The organism is Flaviaestuariibacter amylovorans, from assembly GCF_039541815.1.
GTDB lineage: Bacteria > Bacteroidota > Bacteroidia > Chitinophagales > Chitinophagaceae > Flavisolibacter > Flavisolibacter amylovorans.
In genome coordinates this window covers 62,042-77,875 of the sequence record NZ_BAABGY010000016.1, presented here as the reverse complement: position 1 = coordinate 77,875, position 15,834 = coordinate 62,042, and the positions used below count along the sequence as shown (strand labels likewise).

The 15,834-nt window shown below is 63.5% G+C and carries 11 protein-coding genes; 6 read left to right on the top strand and 5 right to left on the bottom strand.

What is annotated here, in order from left to right:
* Nucleotides 1–3: 3 nt before the first annotated feature.
* Nucleotides 4–426, top strand: a complete 423-nt coding sequence (locus ABD937_RS20155; protein ID WP_345257725.1) for a response regulator — start codon at nucleotides 4–6, stop codon at nucleotides 424–426.
* A 103-nt stretch (nucleotides 427–529) separates the two neighbouring features.
* Here the strand turns inward: ABD937_RS20155 and ABD937_RS20150 are convergent, their stop codons facing one another.
* From ABD937_RS20150 to ABD937_RS20135, 4 genes are all read right to left on the bottom strand, one after another.
* Entirely contained in the window at nucleotides 530–1,123 is a 594-nt protein-coding gene (locus ABD937_RS20150; protein WP_345257724.1) for a PhnA domain-containing protein, read from the bottom strand.
* A 21-nt stretch (nucleotides 1,124–1,144) separates the two neighbouring features.
* Complete coding sequence (locus ABD937_RS20145; RefSeq protein ID WP_345257723.1) at nucleotides 1,145–4,075, bottom strand: DEAD/DEAH box helicase; 2,931 nt, start codon at nucleotides 4,073–4,075, stop codon at nucleotides 1,145–1,147.
* 290 nt (nucleotides 4,076–4,365) lie between these two features.
* On the bottom strand, nucleotides 4,366–4,836 hold the full coding sequence (locus tag ABD937_RS20140) for a VOC family protein (protein ID WP_345257721.1): 471 nt from the start codon (nucleotides 4,834–4,836) through the stop codon (nucleotides 4,366–4,368).
* A gap of 139 nt (nucleotides 4,837–4,975) precedes the next feature.
* Nucleotides 4,976–5,545 (bottom strand): dihydrofolate reductase family protein, encoded by a 570-nt coding sequence (locus tag ABD937_RS20135; RefSeq protein WP_345257720.1) that lies wholly within the window; start codon nucleotides 5,543–5,545, stop codon nucleotides 4,976–4,978.
* 238 nt (nucleotides 5,546–5,783) lie between these two features.
* On the opposite strand from ABD937_RS20135, the gene ABD937_RS20130 reads away from it, so the two are divergent.
* Together ABD937_RS20130 and ABD937_RS20125 are read left to right on the top strand one after the other, a co-directional pair.
* Nucleotides 5,784–6,905 (top strand): RtcB family protein, encoded by a 1,122-nt coding sequence (locus ABD937_RS20130; RefSeq protein WP_345257719.1) that lies wholly within the window; start codon nucleotides 5,784–5,786, stop codon nucleotides 6,903–6,905.
* A 344-nt stretch (nucleotides 6,906–7,249) separates the two neighbouring features.
* Nucleotides 7,250–8,275 carry a fatty acid desaturase gene (locus tag ABD937_RS20125; protein WP_345257718.1) on the top strand — a complete coding sequence of 342 codons (1,026 nt, stop codon included), beginning with the start codon at nucleotides 7,250–7,252 and terminating at the stop codon, nucleotides 8,273–8,275.
* Between the two features lie 750 nt (nucleotides 8,276–9,025).
* On the opposite strand, the gene ABD937_RS20120 is transcribed toward ABD937_RS20125, so the two are convergent.
* On the bottom strand, nucleotides 9,026–12,205 hold the full coding sequence (locus ABD937_RS20120; protein ID WP_345257716.1) for a PAS domain-containing sensor histidine kinase: 3,180 nt from the start codon (nucleotides 12,203–12,205) through the stop codon (nucleotides 9,026–9,028).
* Between the two features lie 263 nt (nucleotides 12,206–12,468).
* Between ABD937_RS20120 and ABD937_RS20115 the strand changes: the two genes are divergently transcribed.
* The 3 genes from ABD937_RS20115 to ABD937_RS20105 all read left to right on the top strand — a co-directional run bounded on the left by ABD937_RS20115 (nucleotide 12,469) and on the right by ABD937_RS20105 (nucleotide 15,428).
* On the top strand, nucleotides 12,469–13,131 hold the full coding sequence (locus ABD937_RS20115) for a hypothetical protein (RefSeq protein WP_345257715.1): 663 nt from the start codon (nucleotides 12,469–12,471) through the stop codon (nucleotides 13,129–13,131).
* Nucleotides 13,132–13,172: 41 nt separating this feature from the next.
* Nucleotides 13,173–14,555 (top strand): glycoside hydrolase family protein, encoded by a 1,383-nt coding sequence (locus tag ABD937_RS20110; protein ID WP_345257714.1) that lies wholly within the window; start codon nucleotides 13,173–13,175, stop codon nucleotides 14,553–14,555.
* Between the two features lie 297 nt (nucleotides 14,556–14,852).
* Entirely contained in the window at nucleotides 14,853–15,428 is a 576-nt protein-coding gene (locus ABD937_RS20105) for a pseudouridine synthase (RefSeq protein WP_345257713.1), read from the top strand.
* Nucleotides 15,429–15,834 lie beyond the last annotated feature (406 nt).

Genomic DNA, 15,834 nt, shown 5'->3' with positions numbered 1-15,834 from the left:
GCTATGAACACAGAGGATACCCTGATCCTGATGGTCGACGATGATGAAGAAGACCGGTTTTTGCTCCAGGACACGTTCGACGAGCTGGGCTACGGTAAGTGCATTCATTTCGAGGACAACGGCGAAAAAGCGCTGGGCTACCTCGCCGGTGCCCGGGCTTCCGGCGCGCTGCCCACACTCGTGATCCTCGACCTCAACATGCCCAAGCTCAACGGCCGCGAAACGCTGCGCCAGATCAAGGCCTCCCCCGAGCTGCAGCACCTGACCGTGGTGATCTTTTCCACCTCGCTCAACCCCATCGAGCGCGACGAGTGCCTGACGCTCGGCGCGCACTCCTACGAGGTCAAGCCCAACTCATTCAAGGAGTCGCTCCACGTGGCGCGGCGATTCTACGAGCTCGCGGGCAGCCTGCGAAGCGGGGTGTAATTCAAAAGTAAAAATTCAAACGTCCAAGGCTGACGCCGGCGAACGCAGCTACCTGCGCTAACCTGGCATCGCTGGCGCTATTGACTTTTTAGCTTTATCGTGATCACCCGCCGGCGCCCTGCTTCCGCACGTACTTGGTCAGGATTACGATCATTTGTCCTTCCACGCGGCCTTCGATCTGTTCCGTGTTATCAGCTACGAGGCGGATGTTTTTTACTACGGTACCGCCACGCGCGGTGAGGGAAGCGCCTTTCACGTCGAGCGATTTTACGAGGACTACCGAGTCGCCGTTCTGAAGTACATGACCGTTGGCGTCTTTGTGTAGGTGCACGGTTCCGTCGCTTTCATGGTCGCCTGTCGCTTTGGCCCAGGCGAGACGCTCGTCGTCGAGGTAGAGCAGGTCGAGGCTGTCTGCTGCCCAGCTTTCGTTGCGGAGGCGGCTGAGCATGCGCCAGGCCGTAACCTGAACGCCCGGCACTTCGCTCCACATCGTTTCGCCAAGCACCCGCCAATGCGCGGCATCCAACTCCTCTTTCCGCTCCACCTGCGCACGGCATTTGGCGCAGGCCGCAATGCAGTTGTCGGCGTCACGGCCGTCCTGTGGCTGCACTTCAAACAGTTGCACGTCGCTCACTGCAGTACAGAGCTCGCATGTGCCACCGCTGCGCGCCTTTACTACCTCTTCCAGTTTCATCATTGCCGGTTTTTGGCCGCGAAGTTAGCGTTTCGTGAGGCCCCCTCCTCCGGTGGGTGACGCCAGGGGCCCGAGCAGCTCGCGCCATTCGGAGCGGGTGATGCTCGCGAGAAAGCCCGGACTTCCCCCGATCAGCTCGCCGGAGAGCGCGCGCTTCGCCGCCTGCAGGTGGCGGATCTTCTCTTCCACCGTACCCGGGCAATACAGCCGCACCGCCACCACTTTCTTGTCTTGCCCGATGCGGTAGGCGCGGTCGATGGCCTGGTCTTCGACGGCGGGGTTCCACCAGGGATCCACGAGGTACACATAATCGGCCGAAGTGAGGTTGAGGCCGGTGCCGCCGGCCTTAAGCGAGATCAGAAAGACGCGCGTGCGCTCGTCGGTCTCGAAGCGCTGCACGGCGCCGGCGCGGTCGCGGGTGCTGCCGGTGAGCACCTCCGACGGGATCTGTCGCTTTTCGAGCTCGGCGCGGATCAGGTCCAGCATCGACACGAACTGCGAGAACACGAGGATCTTATGCCCCGGTGCATTGTTGACGATGCCTTCCACCAGCGCCTCGATCTTGGAAGAGGTACCGTTCCATTGCTTTTCCTCGGGCAGCAGCTGCGGTGCGTTGCAGATCTGGCGGAGCCGCGTGAGCCCGCGCAGTAGAAATACGGAGGAGCGCTTCAGCTCGTCGTCGGCCTTCCCCTCGATGAAGTCGCGCAGCTCGCGGGCGCAGGCGTCGTAGATGCGCTGCTGGCTTTCGTCCATCGGGCACGAAAGCAGGAGCTCGGTCTTCTCGGGCAGCTCGGGAGCCACTTCCTTCTTGGTGCGGCGCAGCAGGAAAGGCGCTACGCGCTGCTGCAGCTGGCGGGCGTGGCGGCTGCTCTGAAACTGGTCAATGGGTATCGAGAACAGCTGCTTGAACGAGCGCTTGCTTCCGAGGAGGCCGGGGCAGGCAAAGGAGAGCTGGGCGTAAAGATCGAGGGTATTGTTCTCCACGGGGGTGCCGGTGATGGCGAAGCGCGTGCGGGCTTGCAGGAGCCGGGCCGCCGCGTAGCGCTGCGATTCGATGTTCTTGATGGCCTGCGACTCGTCGAGGAACACGTGGCGGAACCCGTAGTTCTTCAGGTAAGAAATATCCTGCAGCAGCGTGCCATACGTGGTGAGCACGAGGTCGAAGCGGTCGAAATCGCGGATGTGGCGGAGGCGCCGCTCGCCATAGTGAAGGTGCAGCCGGAGCGTAGGGGCAAAGCGCTGCGCCTCGGCTTGCCAGTTGAAGAGGAGGGAGTTGGGCACCACCACGAGGCTGGTGTGCGGCCCGTCGGTATCGGCCTCGGCGAGCAGGAAGGCAAGCACCTGTACGGTCTTGCCGAGGCCCATATCGTCGGCAAGGCAGCCGCCGAAGCCGCCGGCGGCGAGGAGCTGCAGCCAGTTGAGGCCCTCCTGCTGGTAGTGCCGCAACGTGCCGCGGAAGGTGGCGGGCACCGGCACGTTGGGTACCGCTTCCGGCCGCGTGAAGTGCTGCTGATAGTAGCGCAGCTCCGCCAGCGCCTCGCGGTCCAGCTCGTCTTCCCGGAATAATTCTGCTACCGTGGCAAACTGCACTTTGGGGATCCGTAGTTCTTCGGATTCGGTGTCGCCTGCCTCGAACCAGGCCGCGAAGCGCTCGAGCCAGGCTTCGGGCAGCAGTCCCTGCGTGCCGTCGCCGAGTGGAATGTAGCGGCTCTTCGCCCGCACGGCCTGCTGCAGTTGCTTGAGGGCGGCGGTTTGTTTGCCGAAGCGCAGCTTCACGGTGGCGCCAAACCAGTCGATGCCACTGCGCACCTGAACGGATACAGAGGCCGTGTGGGGGCTCGTGCGGATGCCTTTGAGGTCGCCGAAGCCCAGCACGGTGATGCCCGCTTCCTGCCAGTCGGCGAAGGCGCCGAGGAACCAGTCGTTCTCGAGAAAGCGGGAGCGGTGGAGGTAGAAGGCGAGCGGATCGGTGTCGAGCTGCCGCTCGAAGTCGGGATGCTGACGGAGGAGGAGGGCCGTGAAGGCGACCTCGGCTTCCTCGTTGCGTTCGAGGCAGAACCATTGCCCGGAGCGGTCCTGCGCATATACCTGCCGCTTCGAGAGCACGGGCACGTCGGTATTGCCGTAACGCGCTACGGGCGTGAGGGCGATGTGGGCGCCAGAGTCGGAGAGGTAGAGGAAGCGCTCCGGTGGGGCATCGCCACCGGCTTCGGCGCGCTGGACTTCGGTGGCGGGTTGGACCCCGGTGTAGTGCACGGTCAGCAGGTCGCCGAGGGGGTCGAGCACGAGGCGGCGGAACTCGGGAAAGTGCGCGGCGGGCAGTTGCAGCGGGCCGCGCAGTCCGCGGAAGAAGCGTACGAGACGGAAGAGGGGGAAGGAGGCAAGCAGGTGCCATGCTTCGGTGCCGCGCACGAAGTGCTCGAAGGCGATGTCGGTTTCCTCCAGCGGGATCATGCGCCCGCCGATCGGCAGTTGCGGCGTGCAGGTGTAGGTGTCGCCGCGGCGGGTAACGAGCAGCGTGGCGTCGGTGATGGGGGCGCCGAAGCCGACGGGGGTCAGCGAGCCGGCCGTGGGGTTGTCGGAAAAGCCGGCGTCGTGTGCATAAATGGGCAGGCCGGCCGGGTTGCGGAGCACGAGGCGCAGGGCTTCGATATCGGCCGGGGTACGTGGTGCGGTGGGGTCTTTCTGGAAGCGGCTGACGGCGGCGAGGAACTGTAGTACTGCGGGGTCGCCGGTGCGCGGTATGCGGTCGAGCGGGTTGACGGGCAGGAGCGGGTTGCGCGGCTTGCCGGCGGCCGTGAGCGTGGCCTCGTACAGCTCGATGCTCAGCACCTTGTGAAAGCGGTAGTGCCGCAGCACCAGCAGCAAGGCGCGCTCCCCGGTGGCCGGTGCGGGTTGGGGAGCACCGCCGAGGAGGGCTTCCTGCAGGTCTTTGATGGAGTAGGTGTGCGCCATGAAGGCCGCCAAGCTAGCGATTTTCCGGCGTTGCCGGTTCGGGTGTTCGCTACGCTTACGTCTGCCTTCGGCAGTGCGCAACGGCACGACGAAAGATCACGTCAGTGCCAGACGCCTGGTTCCGGCTGTTCTTTGGTTGTTCGTTACAGGAGTAGTCAATGGTATTCGCCGATCCTGTAGTGAGGCCGGCCCGGCAGGAAGCGTAAGGGCGGCAAAGAACCTCCCGTTGCTCCGTCGTTTCGTTGCGCCGTCGTGTTTCGGCGCAGGCGGACGGTGAGCGGAGCGAACCCTTACACTGCCTCTGTGGTACCGGCTTTAGCGGCTTCGAGCGCTGCGATGTCGAGCTTGTCCATCTGCATCATGGCGGCCATCACGCGTTGTGCTTTGGCGGGATCGGGATCGCTCATGAGCGCGCCCATCTGTGCCGGTACTACCTGCCAGGAAAGGCCGTAGCGGTCTTTGAGCCAGCCGCAGCGCGAGGGCGTGCCGCCTTCGGTGAGGGCGTTCCAGTAGTGGTCGATCTCCTGTTGGGTGTTGCAGGAGATCACGAAGGACGTGGCCTCGGTGAAGGTGTACTGCGGGCCGCCGTTGAGGGCGAGGAAGGCTTTGCCGTCGAGGCTGAAGGGAACTACCAATGCGGGCCCGGCAGGGTCGGGGCGGCTGATGGGGCCGATGGCCGAGTTCGGGAACACGGAGGTGTAGAAGGTAGCGGCCTCTTCGGCGTGGCCGTTGAACCAGAGAAAGGGCGTGATCTGGGGCATATCGAATCGTTTTAGTAGAAGAACGTCTTGCTATCGTGAAGAGCGGGAACACGGATGAAACGGATGGTGCGGATGAAGACAGATCCGTGTCGGTCGGTTCTATCCGTTCCCCCCGAAACTTTGGGCGTGTTCCTGGTTTTTATCGCTTTGCTGCGTATTGTAGTACTACGATGCCACAATCGAATGGAGTGGCGGTTACGAGTGCGAGGTCGCGGCGGGCTTCGAGCGTGTGGAAGATGGGCATGCCGGTGCCGATGGCCGCGGGGTTGACGAAGAGGTGGTATTCGTCGACGAGGTTTTCGCGGATAAGGGAGGAGACGAAGGTGGCGCCGCCGTAGGCGATGAGGTCGCCGCCTGCCTGCTGCTTCAGTGCATTGACCGCCGTTGCGAGGTCGCCTTTTTCAAGCAGCGTATTGTCCCACTCCGAGGCTTCCAGCGTATTGCTGAACACCACCTTGGCCGTATCGGTGAACTTCCTGCCGGCGGCTTGCTCGGGGTTCGTATCGTCGGCGGCTACGCCGGCCCAAAAGGGGATGAAGCCCTCGGCGAGCTTTCGCCCGAGCAGGATCGTGTCCACCGGTTGGGTGAGGTCCGTTACGTATTGTTTCAGGGCATCGTCCCAGTTGAAGGATACCCAATCCATTTCCCCGTTCGGGCCCGCGATAAAGCCGTCGAGCGTCATTTGTACCTGTAGCTTCAGTTTTCTCATGATGGTTTTCTTTTTCACAGAGCGCTGCCGTTTCCCGGCTGCATCATGGGGCAAACCTACGCTTTCGCGCCGGCGGTGGCAGCCCCTGCCTGCGACAAAGACAGGGGAATTTTGCGACACGAACGGATTCCCTACTTTTGTGGTCCCGGATCTCCTCCGGCTGCTGACATCCCTGCTGGGGCGGATGTTTCCGAAAGCCCCTGTTCTCCCTTTTATTTTTTTAGTAAACACTAAGAACATGTCCTCTATTGGATACTATTGCGATCCGCAAGGCATCGAGCCGCATGCACATGCGGAACTGCAGCGGTACGCACAGCAGCCGGCGATCGGCGCGCTCCGCGCGTTCACCGACATTCATTACTGCGCCGAGAAGGCGCTGCCCGTGGGCGTTGCCTTTGCCGCTACCAATCATGTCTTTCCGCTGGTTACCGGGAAGGATATCGGTTGCGGCGTCATGTACCTCCGCATCGGCAAGGAGCATTGGCGCAAGCTTTTCGACAAGCGCGCACACTTCGACGCCTGGCAGCGGGCGCACGGCGCCATGACCGACGACGGCCTCGGCGGCGGCAATCACTTTCTTTCGCTGGAGGAAGACGACGAGGCCGTGTACGTCATCTGCCACACCGGCACGCGCAACCGCGGCATCGCGCTGTACCAGCGTTGCGTGGAACTGTGCCGGCAGTACGCACAGGAAGCGGGGGGCGATGGCGAGTCGGTGCCGGCCGGTCGCTTCGATGATGCGTTCCGGGCGTATTATACCGACACCCTGCGGTTTGGCTACGCGCGCCGCAAGGCCTTTTGCCTGCAAACGATGGCCTTCCTGCAGGGCGCCCAGTATGTGGGGGCGAGCGGCCCGGTGGCCCGGGATTATGGGCAGGGCCTGTTTGCGGAGCGAGACGAGGAAGGCCGGCTGCATGGCACGCCCTACCGGCTCGGCGACTCGGTGCACAACCACCTGCGCTTCGACGGCGACACGGTGCTTCATCGCAAGGGCAGCACCGAGCTCGTGCCGGGCCGCACGGCAGTGCTGCCGTTGTCGATGTCGCGCGGTTCCCTCCTCGTAACGGCTACCGGCCGCGCCGGGGAGGCGCTTTGGTCGTGCGCACACGGGGCGGGCCGCAAGCTCTCGCGCTTTGCCGCGCAGAAGCACTGGCGCACCGTGCTGAAGGAAAAGGAGCGGCGGGCTTACCGGGCGCAGTTTCCCGAGCTGCTGGGGCACAACGGGGAGTTCCCGAAGGGCACGGTGCAGGAGCTCGATTACGCCTACAAGCCCGACGACGACATCTTCCGCTACCAGCCCTACCTGCGCCTCGTGACGCGCACGCGGCCCATCGCCACGATCAAGTACACGGAGATCTAGCGGCCCCCTGTCCCCCCAAGGGGGAACTTAAGTTGGCGCTGTACTTATGGTAGGGTGGTTTCTTCAGTTGGGTAGCAAAAGCCTTCGCCTTTGGCGGGGGCTTTTTTCATTCGGGGGCTTGCGCAGCACCTGCCTCACCTTTCGTCGCGCCGCCGCGCCGCCGCGTGCTAAGGCCGCCTGCGGCCACCTCACCCAACTTTTGCGCGCTTCTTTCTACGGTTGAGCTGGCTCGGAATCAACACCTTAAAGGGCGTCATTACCGCCTGATCGGGCCGGTTTAACGGTCGGGAGCGCCCGGTTTGCGCCGATTGGCGTAATTTTCCGGCGATTAACAGGAGCCACTTATGAAGCGTACCGACTTTGTTTATTCCAACGCCCCCGAGCCGCACCGCGGCCGCACCAAGGAGATCCTCCGCAAGCACCCCGAGATCCGTAACCTCATCGGCAAGAACCCGCTGTCCTTTCTCGTCATCTGCGGGCTCGTCGGCCTCCTCGTGGCCGGCGCCATTCTCCTGCAGGACGCCTCCTGGTGGTGGATCCTCGGCGCGGCCTACCTCGTAGGCGCCTTTGCCGATCATGCCCTTTTCGTAATGATCCACGAGTGCGCCCACAAGCTCGTGTTCAAGAGCCCCGTGGCCAACCGCCTCGCCGGCATGCTCGCCAACCTTCCCCAGATCTTCCCGAGCTCCATCTCCTTCGAGAAGTACCACATCAAGCACCACTCCTTCCAGGGCGTGCACGAGCTCGATGCCGACCTTCCGAACAAGTGGGAGGCGAAGCTCATCAACAACTACTTCGTAGGCAAGGCCCTCTGGTTCCTGCTCTACCCCATCTTCCAGGCCTTCCGCGTGGCGCGCCTCAAGGAGATCAAGCCGTTCGACGCCTGGACGGCCGCCAACTGGGCCGCTCAGATCGTGTTCACCGCCGCCATGTGGTATTTCTTCGGTCCGAAGGCCGTAGCCTTCCTCACGCTGTCGTTCTTCTTCTCGGTGGGCCTCCACCCGCTGGGTGGCCGCTGGATCCAGGAGCACTACCTCACGCACAACGAGGAGCAGGAAACCTTTTCCTACTACGGCCCGCTCAACGTGGTCGCCTTCAACGTGGGCTATCACAACGAGCACCACGACTTCCCCTCCATCCCCTGGAACAAGCTCCCCGAGATCAAGCAGGCCGCGCTGCCCTACTACGACTCGCTGAAGTCGCACCGATCCTGGACGCTGCTGATGCTGCGCTTCCTCTTCAGCCGCGAGCTGTCGCTGTATTCGCGCATCGTACGCAAGAACCGGGGCAAGGTGCCGCTGACCGACGTGTCGAAGCCCGACGCTGACCTTACGGCGGCCCCGCGCGAGGTGCTTGCCGATGCTGTATAAGTACGGATCCCGATGATATCGACCGGCCGCATCGCGGCCGGTTTTTTTATGCTCCGGACTGCAGTCCGGGCTAACCGGGAGGCCAACCCTCCGGGGTGAGTGGTAAGCGGTTCCGGTGCGCATGGCGGAATCCGGGAAAGTAGGTCAATGCCTTCGCTATAAACGTAACCGACGCGCTGCCGACGGGAAAATCCCGGACGCCTGCGCCAAAGGCGTCGCCGCGGTTATAAGGGATCGGTCATCAGCTGCGCCGCCTTCTCAACCGACGCGCTGGCGATTAATGCATCCCGGAGGGATGCGCGCTCAGTAGCCCGGCATGCAATGCCGGGTTAGCGATGCATAGGTATCACGATATGTCAGCATCCCGGAGGGATGCGCGTTACCAAAAATCGAGCACCATAGGGTTGGTCCAACAATAATGGCATATGCCGATCCGAACGGAATGGATGCCGGTGGCGGGTTTCGTCCGGTGCTATGACGCCCTCCGCAAAACCTTTGACGGGCACCCCTCCGGGGTGCGGTTTCCTTTGATCGTACCGTGTTTCTACCGATCGCGCACCCTGCGGGCTGTCTGGATACCCCGTGCCCATTTCGATCCGTTCGCGTAACGCACCGATCCGGGAAGCACGCATCCGGGATGCATTCGTCGTCCGGGAAGGTCTTGCGACGCCGGCAAATCTTTGGCGCGGATACGCAAGAAGTTTCGTTGGGTGTATCGGGTAGGCATTACGCACGGAAAGCACGCCTGGTTTATCGCGTAGCGGCAAGCACCTGCTGACGCGCGGGCAGCAGCACCGTAAAGGTGGCGCCTTCGCCGGGGCGACCCTCGGCGCTGATGCTGCCCTGGTGGATCTCGGCGATCTTCTTGCACAGCGCGAGACCGATGCCGTTGCCGGAAAAGACGCTGCGGTCGTGCAGGCGCTGGAAGGCCCCGAAGATCCGCTCCGACTGCACCGGATCGAAGCCGATGCCGTTGTCGCGCACCTCGATCTTGTAATAGGTAAGGTCGGGAAGGAGGGGGTAATAGAGCCGCTTCTCGACCGGGTCGAGGAGCGTTGCGGTGATGCTGATCTCGGGAATCACGCCGGGGCGCGTGAACTTGAGCGCATTGGCCACCAGGTTGAAGAAGAGCTGCGTCACCTGGAAGGAGATGCCCTCGATAGGCGGGAGCTCCCCATGCAGGACGCGGGCGCCTTTCTCTTTGATGAGGAGCTCGGTGTCGTCGGTAATGCGGTGGAGCACGTCGTTGAGGTCGATGGTTTCCCAGTGCTGGTCGGGATCGCTCAGCATCGAGTAGCGGAGCAGGTCGTTGAGCAGGTGGGTCATACGGGTGGCGGCGCCCATCACCTTGTCGAGGCTACGGCGGACGTCGGGCAGGCCGGCGGTCTCCTCGAAGGCCTTGTGGGCGAAGAGGTGGATCTTGCGCAGCGGCTCCTTCAGGTCATGGCTCGAGACGTAGGTGAACTGCTGCAGCTCCTCGTTGAGGCGCTCGAGCTGCTCGGTGCGCTCGCGTACGCGGCGCTCGAGCTCCTGCTCCATCTGCTTGTGTGCGTTGATGTCGCGCATGATGCCGATGATGCGGCTCGGCTGCTCGCGCTCGTTTCGTATGAGCTGCCCCACGATCTGTACCCAGCGTATGCTGCCGTCGCGGCGGCAGACGCGGCATTCGTAGTCGAGCCGGCCGGTGGCCATCATGCGCTCATGGGCCTGCTTCCGGGCCTCGAGGTCGTCGGGGTGTACGCGGGCGATATAGTCGCTGTGGCCCGCTCCGGGGTCCACGTCGGAAAGCTCGAGGAAGCGGGCCGAGGGGATCACGGTGCCCGTAACGAGGTCGATCTCGTAGGGGCCGAGGTCGGCCGAGCTCACGGCGATCTGGGCGCGCTTCTCGGCTTCCTGGATTTTGCGGCGGGCCTCGATGTGCTGGGTGATGTCGATCACGATCACGAGGATGCTGTGCACCTGCCCGTCGGCATCCTTCAGCGGCTCATACACGAAATTGACGTGGTAGCGCTCCGTCTGGCCGTTGTGGAGCAGGTCCACGGGCTGCTCGGCACCGAAGTAGGGCCGGCCGCTTTGGCGCACGCCGTCCAGCAATTCCTCAAAGCCCTGTGTGCGGGCCTCGGGAAGCACATCCCAGAGGGAATGTCCTTCGAACACGGACCGCTCGCGGCCCACGAGCCGCAGGTATTGATCGTTGACGATGTCGACGCTGTACTCCGGCCCGCCGAGCACGCAGATGCCGATGGGCGCCTTCATGATCAGGTTCCGGAAGTTGGACTCGCTGGCCTCGGCGCGCTGCTTGATGCGCACGGTCTCGGTCACATCCACGGCCATGTTGAGTATGCCGTACACGTTGCCGGCAGCATCGCGGAGGGGCTTATAGGAGAAGTTGAAATAAAAGGTCTGGAGCTTGCCGTCCACCACCAGGTCGGCGCGGTCTTCGTAAGCCTGGTACATTTCTCCGGTGCGGTACACGCGCGCGAGGAGCTCGTGGAACGGCTGGCCTTCGAGCTCGGGGAGGGCTTCGCGCACGGTGTTGCCGATCACCGAAGGGTCTTTGCCCCAGAGGCGGATCATGGCGTCGTTGGCCCACTGGATGGTCATCTCCGGACCCGTATAAATACTGGTGGCCACCGGGGCCTGCTGCACGAGGTTGGTAAAGCGCTGCTCGGAGTCGAGGAGCTCGCGGCGGGCGGCCAGTTCGGGGCGCAGGTCGCGGAGCGTGACGGCGCGCGAGAGGACCTGACCGGTTTCGGCATCGCGCACGAGGAGATAATCACCATGGAAAGGAATGAGCTCGCCGGTTGCGAAGTGACGCAGCGTGACCGTGCCGCTCCAGTGGCCCTGCTCGAACAGGGCAGGGACGATGACCTCGCGCACCCGCTCGAATTCCGAGGGCGGGTAGAAATCCTGGATATGGAGCTCCGTTACCGGCGCGTCGGGGGCGATGCCGATGAGGCGCCTGCCGGCCGGGTTTACATAGACCATTTGTCCCTCCAGGGTGGCCATGCCGGCGAAGTCGCGCGATTGCTCGATGATCTGCTGGAGCTTCTCCATGCGCTTGCGCGCGGCGGCCTCGGTGCTGATATCCTGCAGGATGCCGCTGAAGCGCCAGGGTTTTCCGTCCGCATCGAAGTAGGCGCGCCCGCGTGCGCGCAGCAGGAGCTGCCGCTTGCCCGGGTGGGCTACGGTATACTGGATGTCGTAGTTGCCGCCGTTGGCGCCGGCGAGGGCGGCGGTGATGGCCGCCTCCACGCGCGGTCGGTCGTCGGGGAGCACGACGCTGGTGGCGGCTGCGAGGTCTACCGCTTCGTCGTCGGGGAGCCCGAACAGCAGGCGGGTGCGCCGGTTGCAGCGGAACACCATCGTGGCGGGGTCGAGGTCCCAGGTGCCGAGCTCGCCGGCCTCGAGGGCAAAGTGAAGGTCGCCGGAGGTGTCTTCCACCTGCTGCCGCAGGTGCATCTTGTGGGTCGTTTCCTGGAAGGTGGCCAGCAGGCAGCCGCCGATGCGGGTGAAGGTGATGGTCCAGTAGCGGTCGGGCGCTTGCCCGCGGCGCCCGGCCGGCACGGGCAGGTCTTCGAGCAGGAGGGTGGGGCCGCCGGCCAGCATGGCCTGCACCTGGGCGGCGGTGGCGGCCCAGAGCTCCGGCCACAGCTCGCCGGGGGGCGCTCCGGGGGCCGGGAGGGCTTCGCCCATGGGGGCGTGGAGCGTGGCAAAGGCGTCGTTGAAGAAGCAGCGGGCGTCCGGACCGCAGAAGAGCAGCGCGGGAAAAGTAGCGGAAAAGAGGGCTTCCAGCGCGGTTGCTAACTGGGACGGCGTCGGCCTGCCGGCCCCTGGTTCGGAAAGGTCGTTGCCTCCCATGGTGCGGAGTGCCAGGCTTTCGGTATCGCTCGCCGGGGATGTACCGCTGAAGGGGGAAGGTATGTTCATGAGGAGGCGCCTACAAATAAAACTGATTTCCAGACAAGCGCGGCCGTTCTCATATTATATTTTTACTGGGTTTGAGCCCCGGGTCGCTCCGGGAGGCAAAAGGTTCAACAAACAAGCCGGGATCCGGTTCAATGCCATCGTAAAAACACGGAGAAAAAGTACCGTGTTTCCCCTCTTGCCCGGTCGTCGGGAAAGTGCAAATTTTATCGTACCCGCGGCGCCCGCTGCCCGGGCCTTCCCGACCGCAACCAAAAACCCTGCATATGTATTACCAGTTCTGGATCCCCTTCCTCCTGCTCTCGTTTGCCGTCGTGTTCTGCGAGCGCCGGTGGTGCATGCTCCGCGACCTCACGCAGCCGAAGCCGCAACCCTACAGCTGGAGCCGCGTGCAGCTCGCGTGGTGGACCGTCATCGTGCTGTCGTCGTTCATTGCCGTGATGTGGAAAGGGTTCTTAAAAGACGGCAGCACGCTCTACATCGCGCCGGAGCTCGACAAGTCGGCCATCATCCTGCTCGGCATCAGCGGCCTCACCTCCATCGCCGCCCGCTCCCTCGACGCCAACAATAACGGTGGCCAGGCGCAGCACGGCAGCGGGGAGAGCTTCTTCCTCGACATCCTCTCCGATCACTCGGGTATCTCGATCTCGCGCTTCCAGACCGTCGTGTTCAACTTCGTGTTCGGGCTTTGGTTCATCCGCGACGTGCTGGCCAACCTCGGCGACCCGACGTTGTTCCCCAACAAGGTGATCCCCGTCATCACCGACAACAACCTCGTGCTGCTGGGCCTCTCCTCGGCCACCTATGCGGCGCTGAAGATCACCGAGAACCAGGAAAAGAAGAACAAGGAGGCTGCTGCGGCGGCCTCCCCGTCGCCTGCCGCGCCTGCCGCCGATGCGCATCTCGATATCGAGCCGGCCGTCGGCTGATCCTGTTCGTTTGATTGCTTCACCCCCAAAACCTTACTGCTATGCCCTTCAAGGAAAAATACACGGTTAGCCCCCTCTATCTTCCGAAGCCCTCCCGCCGCCGCGGCGGCGCCATGCTCGGTCCCGTGAAGTTCATCGTGGCCCACGACACCGGCAACCCCGGCTCCTCGGCCCGCGCCAACGTCAACTACTATATCAAGACGGCGCAGACGGTGCCGCCCGCGCAGACCGCCTCGGCGCATCTCTTCGTCGACGATAAGGAGATCCTCGAGTGTGTGCCGGCGCTGACGGCCGCACCTGAGAAGGCCTGGCACGTGCTCTACCGCATGCCGAAGGACAACGAGCTCTATGGCGCCAATGCCAACGACGCCGCCATCGGCGTGGAGCTGTGCTACGGCGGCAACATCGACGACGACAAGGCCTATGCGAAATACGTATGGGTGCTGGCGAAGATCTGCCACCAGTTCGGGCTCGACCCCGCCACCTCCGTGGTGGGCCATTTCTTCCTCGACCCGAAGCGCAAGACCGACCCGGTGACGGGCCTTGCCCACAGCCGCCGCACGTATGAGCGCCTGCTCAAGGACGTGGTGACGGAGTATAACGACTGCACCGGCGCCGCGCCTGCGCCCACGTTCAATGAAGTGCCGTTTGTTGCCGAAGTGCTCAGCGCGGTGAAGCTCAATATCCGCGAGCAGCCGGCCACGCGGAGCGGCATCGTGCAGACGCTTCCGCCGCGCACGCCCATCCGGGTGGTGGCTCGGGTCGACAACGGCGAGCCCGTGAACAACAACCGCGTGTGGTACAAGGACAGCAACGGCAACTATTGCTGGAGCGGTGGGGTGACCCCACCCCCGACCCCTCCCCAGGAGGGGAGGGGAGCGCCCATCCCCAGCCCTTCCCAAAGGGAAGGGGGGGCGAGTCCCGCAACGCCGATGGCGAATACGAACAATGTGCCGATGACGGGATACAAGCCGGACAAGCGGTGCATCGACTTCATCAAGGCGCACGAAGGCCTGCGGCTGACAGCCTACCAGGATTCGGCGGGTATCTGGACCATCGGCTACGGCACCATCCGCTATGCCGACCAGAGCCCGGTGAAGCCCGGCGACCAGATCGACCCGACGAAGGCCGAGGCCCTGCTCGCGATGGAGGTGGAAGAGAAAAGCGCCTCGGTGCGCAAGCTGATCCAGAACCCTTCGCTGACGCAGAACCAGTTCGACGCACTCGTGTCGTTCGCCTACAACGTGGGCACCGGCGCCCTGCGCTCGTCCACGCTGCTGAAGCGCGTCAACGCCAACCCTTCCGACCCTTCGATCCGCGAGGCCTTCCTGATGTGGAACAAAGCGCATGTGGACGGCAAGCTCGTAGAGATCGACGGGCTCTCGAAGCGGAGAGGCGAGGAGGCGGACCTGTATTTCTCGTGATCCGTTTGCGTAGCGTCTGGTTACGTTAAAGTATAATCCGGGAGCACGACAACAGTCGGCCGCAAGCGGCCTCTGGCACGCGACGGCACAACGACGCGACGGCGCGACGACGAACGCTTACCGGCACTTGCGTCACATTGCTGCTTCGCTGCGTCGCCCCTCGCCGCGAAGAACAGGCCGCTTGCGACCTCGGCCATTCAGAAAAGAGACAGTTTACAAGCTAGTGACGAGCGGCCCCCAACGGGGCCGCTTTGTGGTATCTATGCTCCACCGGAAACCCCGACCTTCGGGCCCGGCATGTTCCACTACTTCCTCGTCTACAAGCCTTACGACGTGCTCTCGCAGTTCACGCCCGACGCGCCCGGCGACCGCACGCTGGCCGATCTCGGCTATGCCTTCCCGCCCGACGTTTATCCGGTAGGCCGCCTCGACAAAGACAGCGAGGGCCTGCTGCTGCTCACCAACGACAACCGCTTCAAAACGCGCGCGCTCGACCCGAAGAGCAAAACGCCCAAGACCTACTGGGCACAGGTGGAAGGCGCCGTTACGCCCGCGGCGCTGGAGGAACTCGCACGGGGCGTCACCATCCGCGTCAACGGCAGCACCTACCGCACCCTGCCCGCCCGGGCGCGGCTCCTGGAGCCCGCACCACCCGTACCCGGGCGCGAGCCGCCGATCCGCTTCCGGCAGGCCATCCCCACGTCCTGGCTCGAGCTGCGCATCGTGGAAGGCAAGAACCGACAGGTGCGCCGCATGACGGCGGCCGTGGGCTTCCCGACCCTGCGCCTGATCCGCGTCGCCATCGGCAGCCTGCAACTCGGCGACCTGGCACCCGGCGCCGTCCGCCCGATCGCGGCGCCAAAGTTTTCGTAAGCCGACCGCTGGCACCCGGAAAAAGGACGCAGCCGAGTGCTCCGGTCATCAGGTAGCGACAGAAATTCTAAGTAATTGTACTTAGTACAGTTAAAAAGTCGATTAGAATTCTTAAGTGAATTCACCGGCCTGATTCGTAGAAAAGCCCGTCCCTGCAGGGTTTCAGGGGGGTTAATGGCCCTGCCGCCTACCTCGGATACCCGGCATCCCCCAAATAGGTTATTGCGGCTATTGCCCGGAACCGCTTATTTCACGGCTCCTGCGTGATCTATTTTCAACACCTCCTCCCTCATCCTACCAGTTAAAACCGCCAATATCCGGCGCTGTGCCTCCTTCCGGATGCATACTGCTTGCGACTAACCAACAACTAACCACCGAACGATACCACCAAAAAACCATTCGTTCA

Bases quoted from the DNA above. Each gene is read 5' to 3' on its own strand.
- ABD937_RS20155 (WP_345257725.1), top strand. From the start codon at position 4: ATGAACACAGAGGATACCCTGATCCTGATGGTCGACGATGATGAAGAA.
- ABD937_RS20150 (WP_345257724.1), bottom strand. From the start codon at position 1,123: ATGATGAAACTGGAAGAGGTAGTAAAGGCGCGCAGCGGTGGCACATGC.
- ABD937_RS20145 (WP_345257723.1), bottom strand. From the start codon at position 4,075: ATGGCGCACACCTACTCCATCAAAGACCTGCAGGAAGCCCTCCTCGGC.
- ABD937_RS20140 (WP_345257721.1), bottom strand. From the start codon at position 4,836: ATGCCCCAGATCACGCCCTTTCTCTGGTTCAACGGCCACGCCGAAGAG.
- ABD937_RS20135 (WP_345257720.1), bottom strand. From the start codon at position 5,545: ATGAGAAAACTGAAGCTACAGGTACAAATGACGCTCGACGGCTTTATC.
- ABD937_RS20130 (WP_345257719.1), top strand. From the start codon at position 5,784: ATGTCCTCTATTGGATACTATTGCGATCCGCAAGGCATCGAGCCGCAT.
- ABD937_RS20125 (WP_345257718.1), top strand. From the start codon at position 7,250: ATGAAGCGTACCGACTTTGTTTATTCCAACGCCCCCGAGCCGCACCGC.
- ABD937_RS20120 (WP_345257716.1), bottom strand. From the start codon at position 12,205: ATGAACATACCTTCCCCCTTCAGCGGTACATCCCCGGCGAGCGATACC.
- ABD937_RS20115 (WP_345257715.1), top strand. From the start codon at position 12,469: ATGTATTACCAGTTCTGGATCCCCTTCCTCCTGCTCTCGTTTGCCGTC.
- ABD937_RS20110 (WP_345257714.1), top strand. From the start codon at position 13,173: ATGCCCTTCAAGGAAAAATACACGGTTAGCCCCCTCTATCTTCCGAAG.
- ABD937_RS20105 (WP_345257713.1), top strand. From the start codon at position 14,853: ATGTTCCACTACTTCCTCGTCTACAAGCCTTACGACGTGCTCTCGCAG.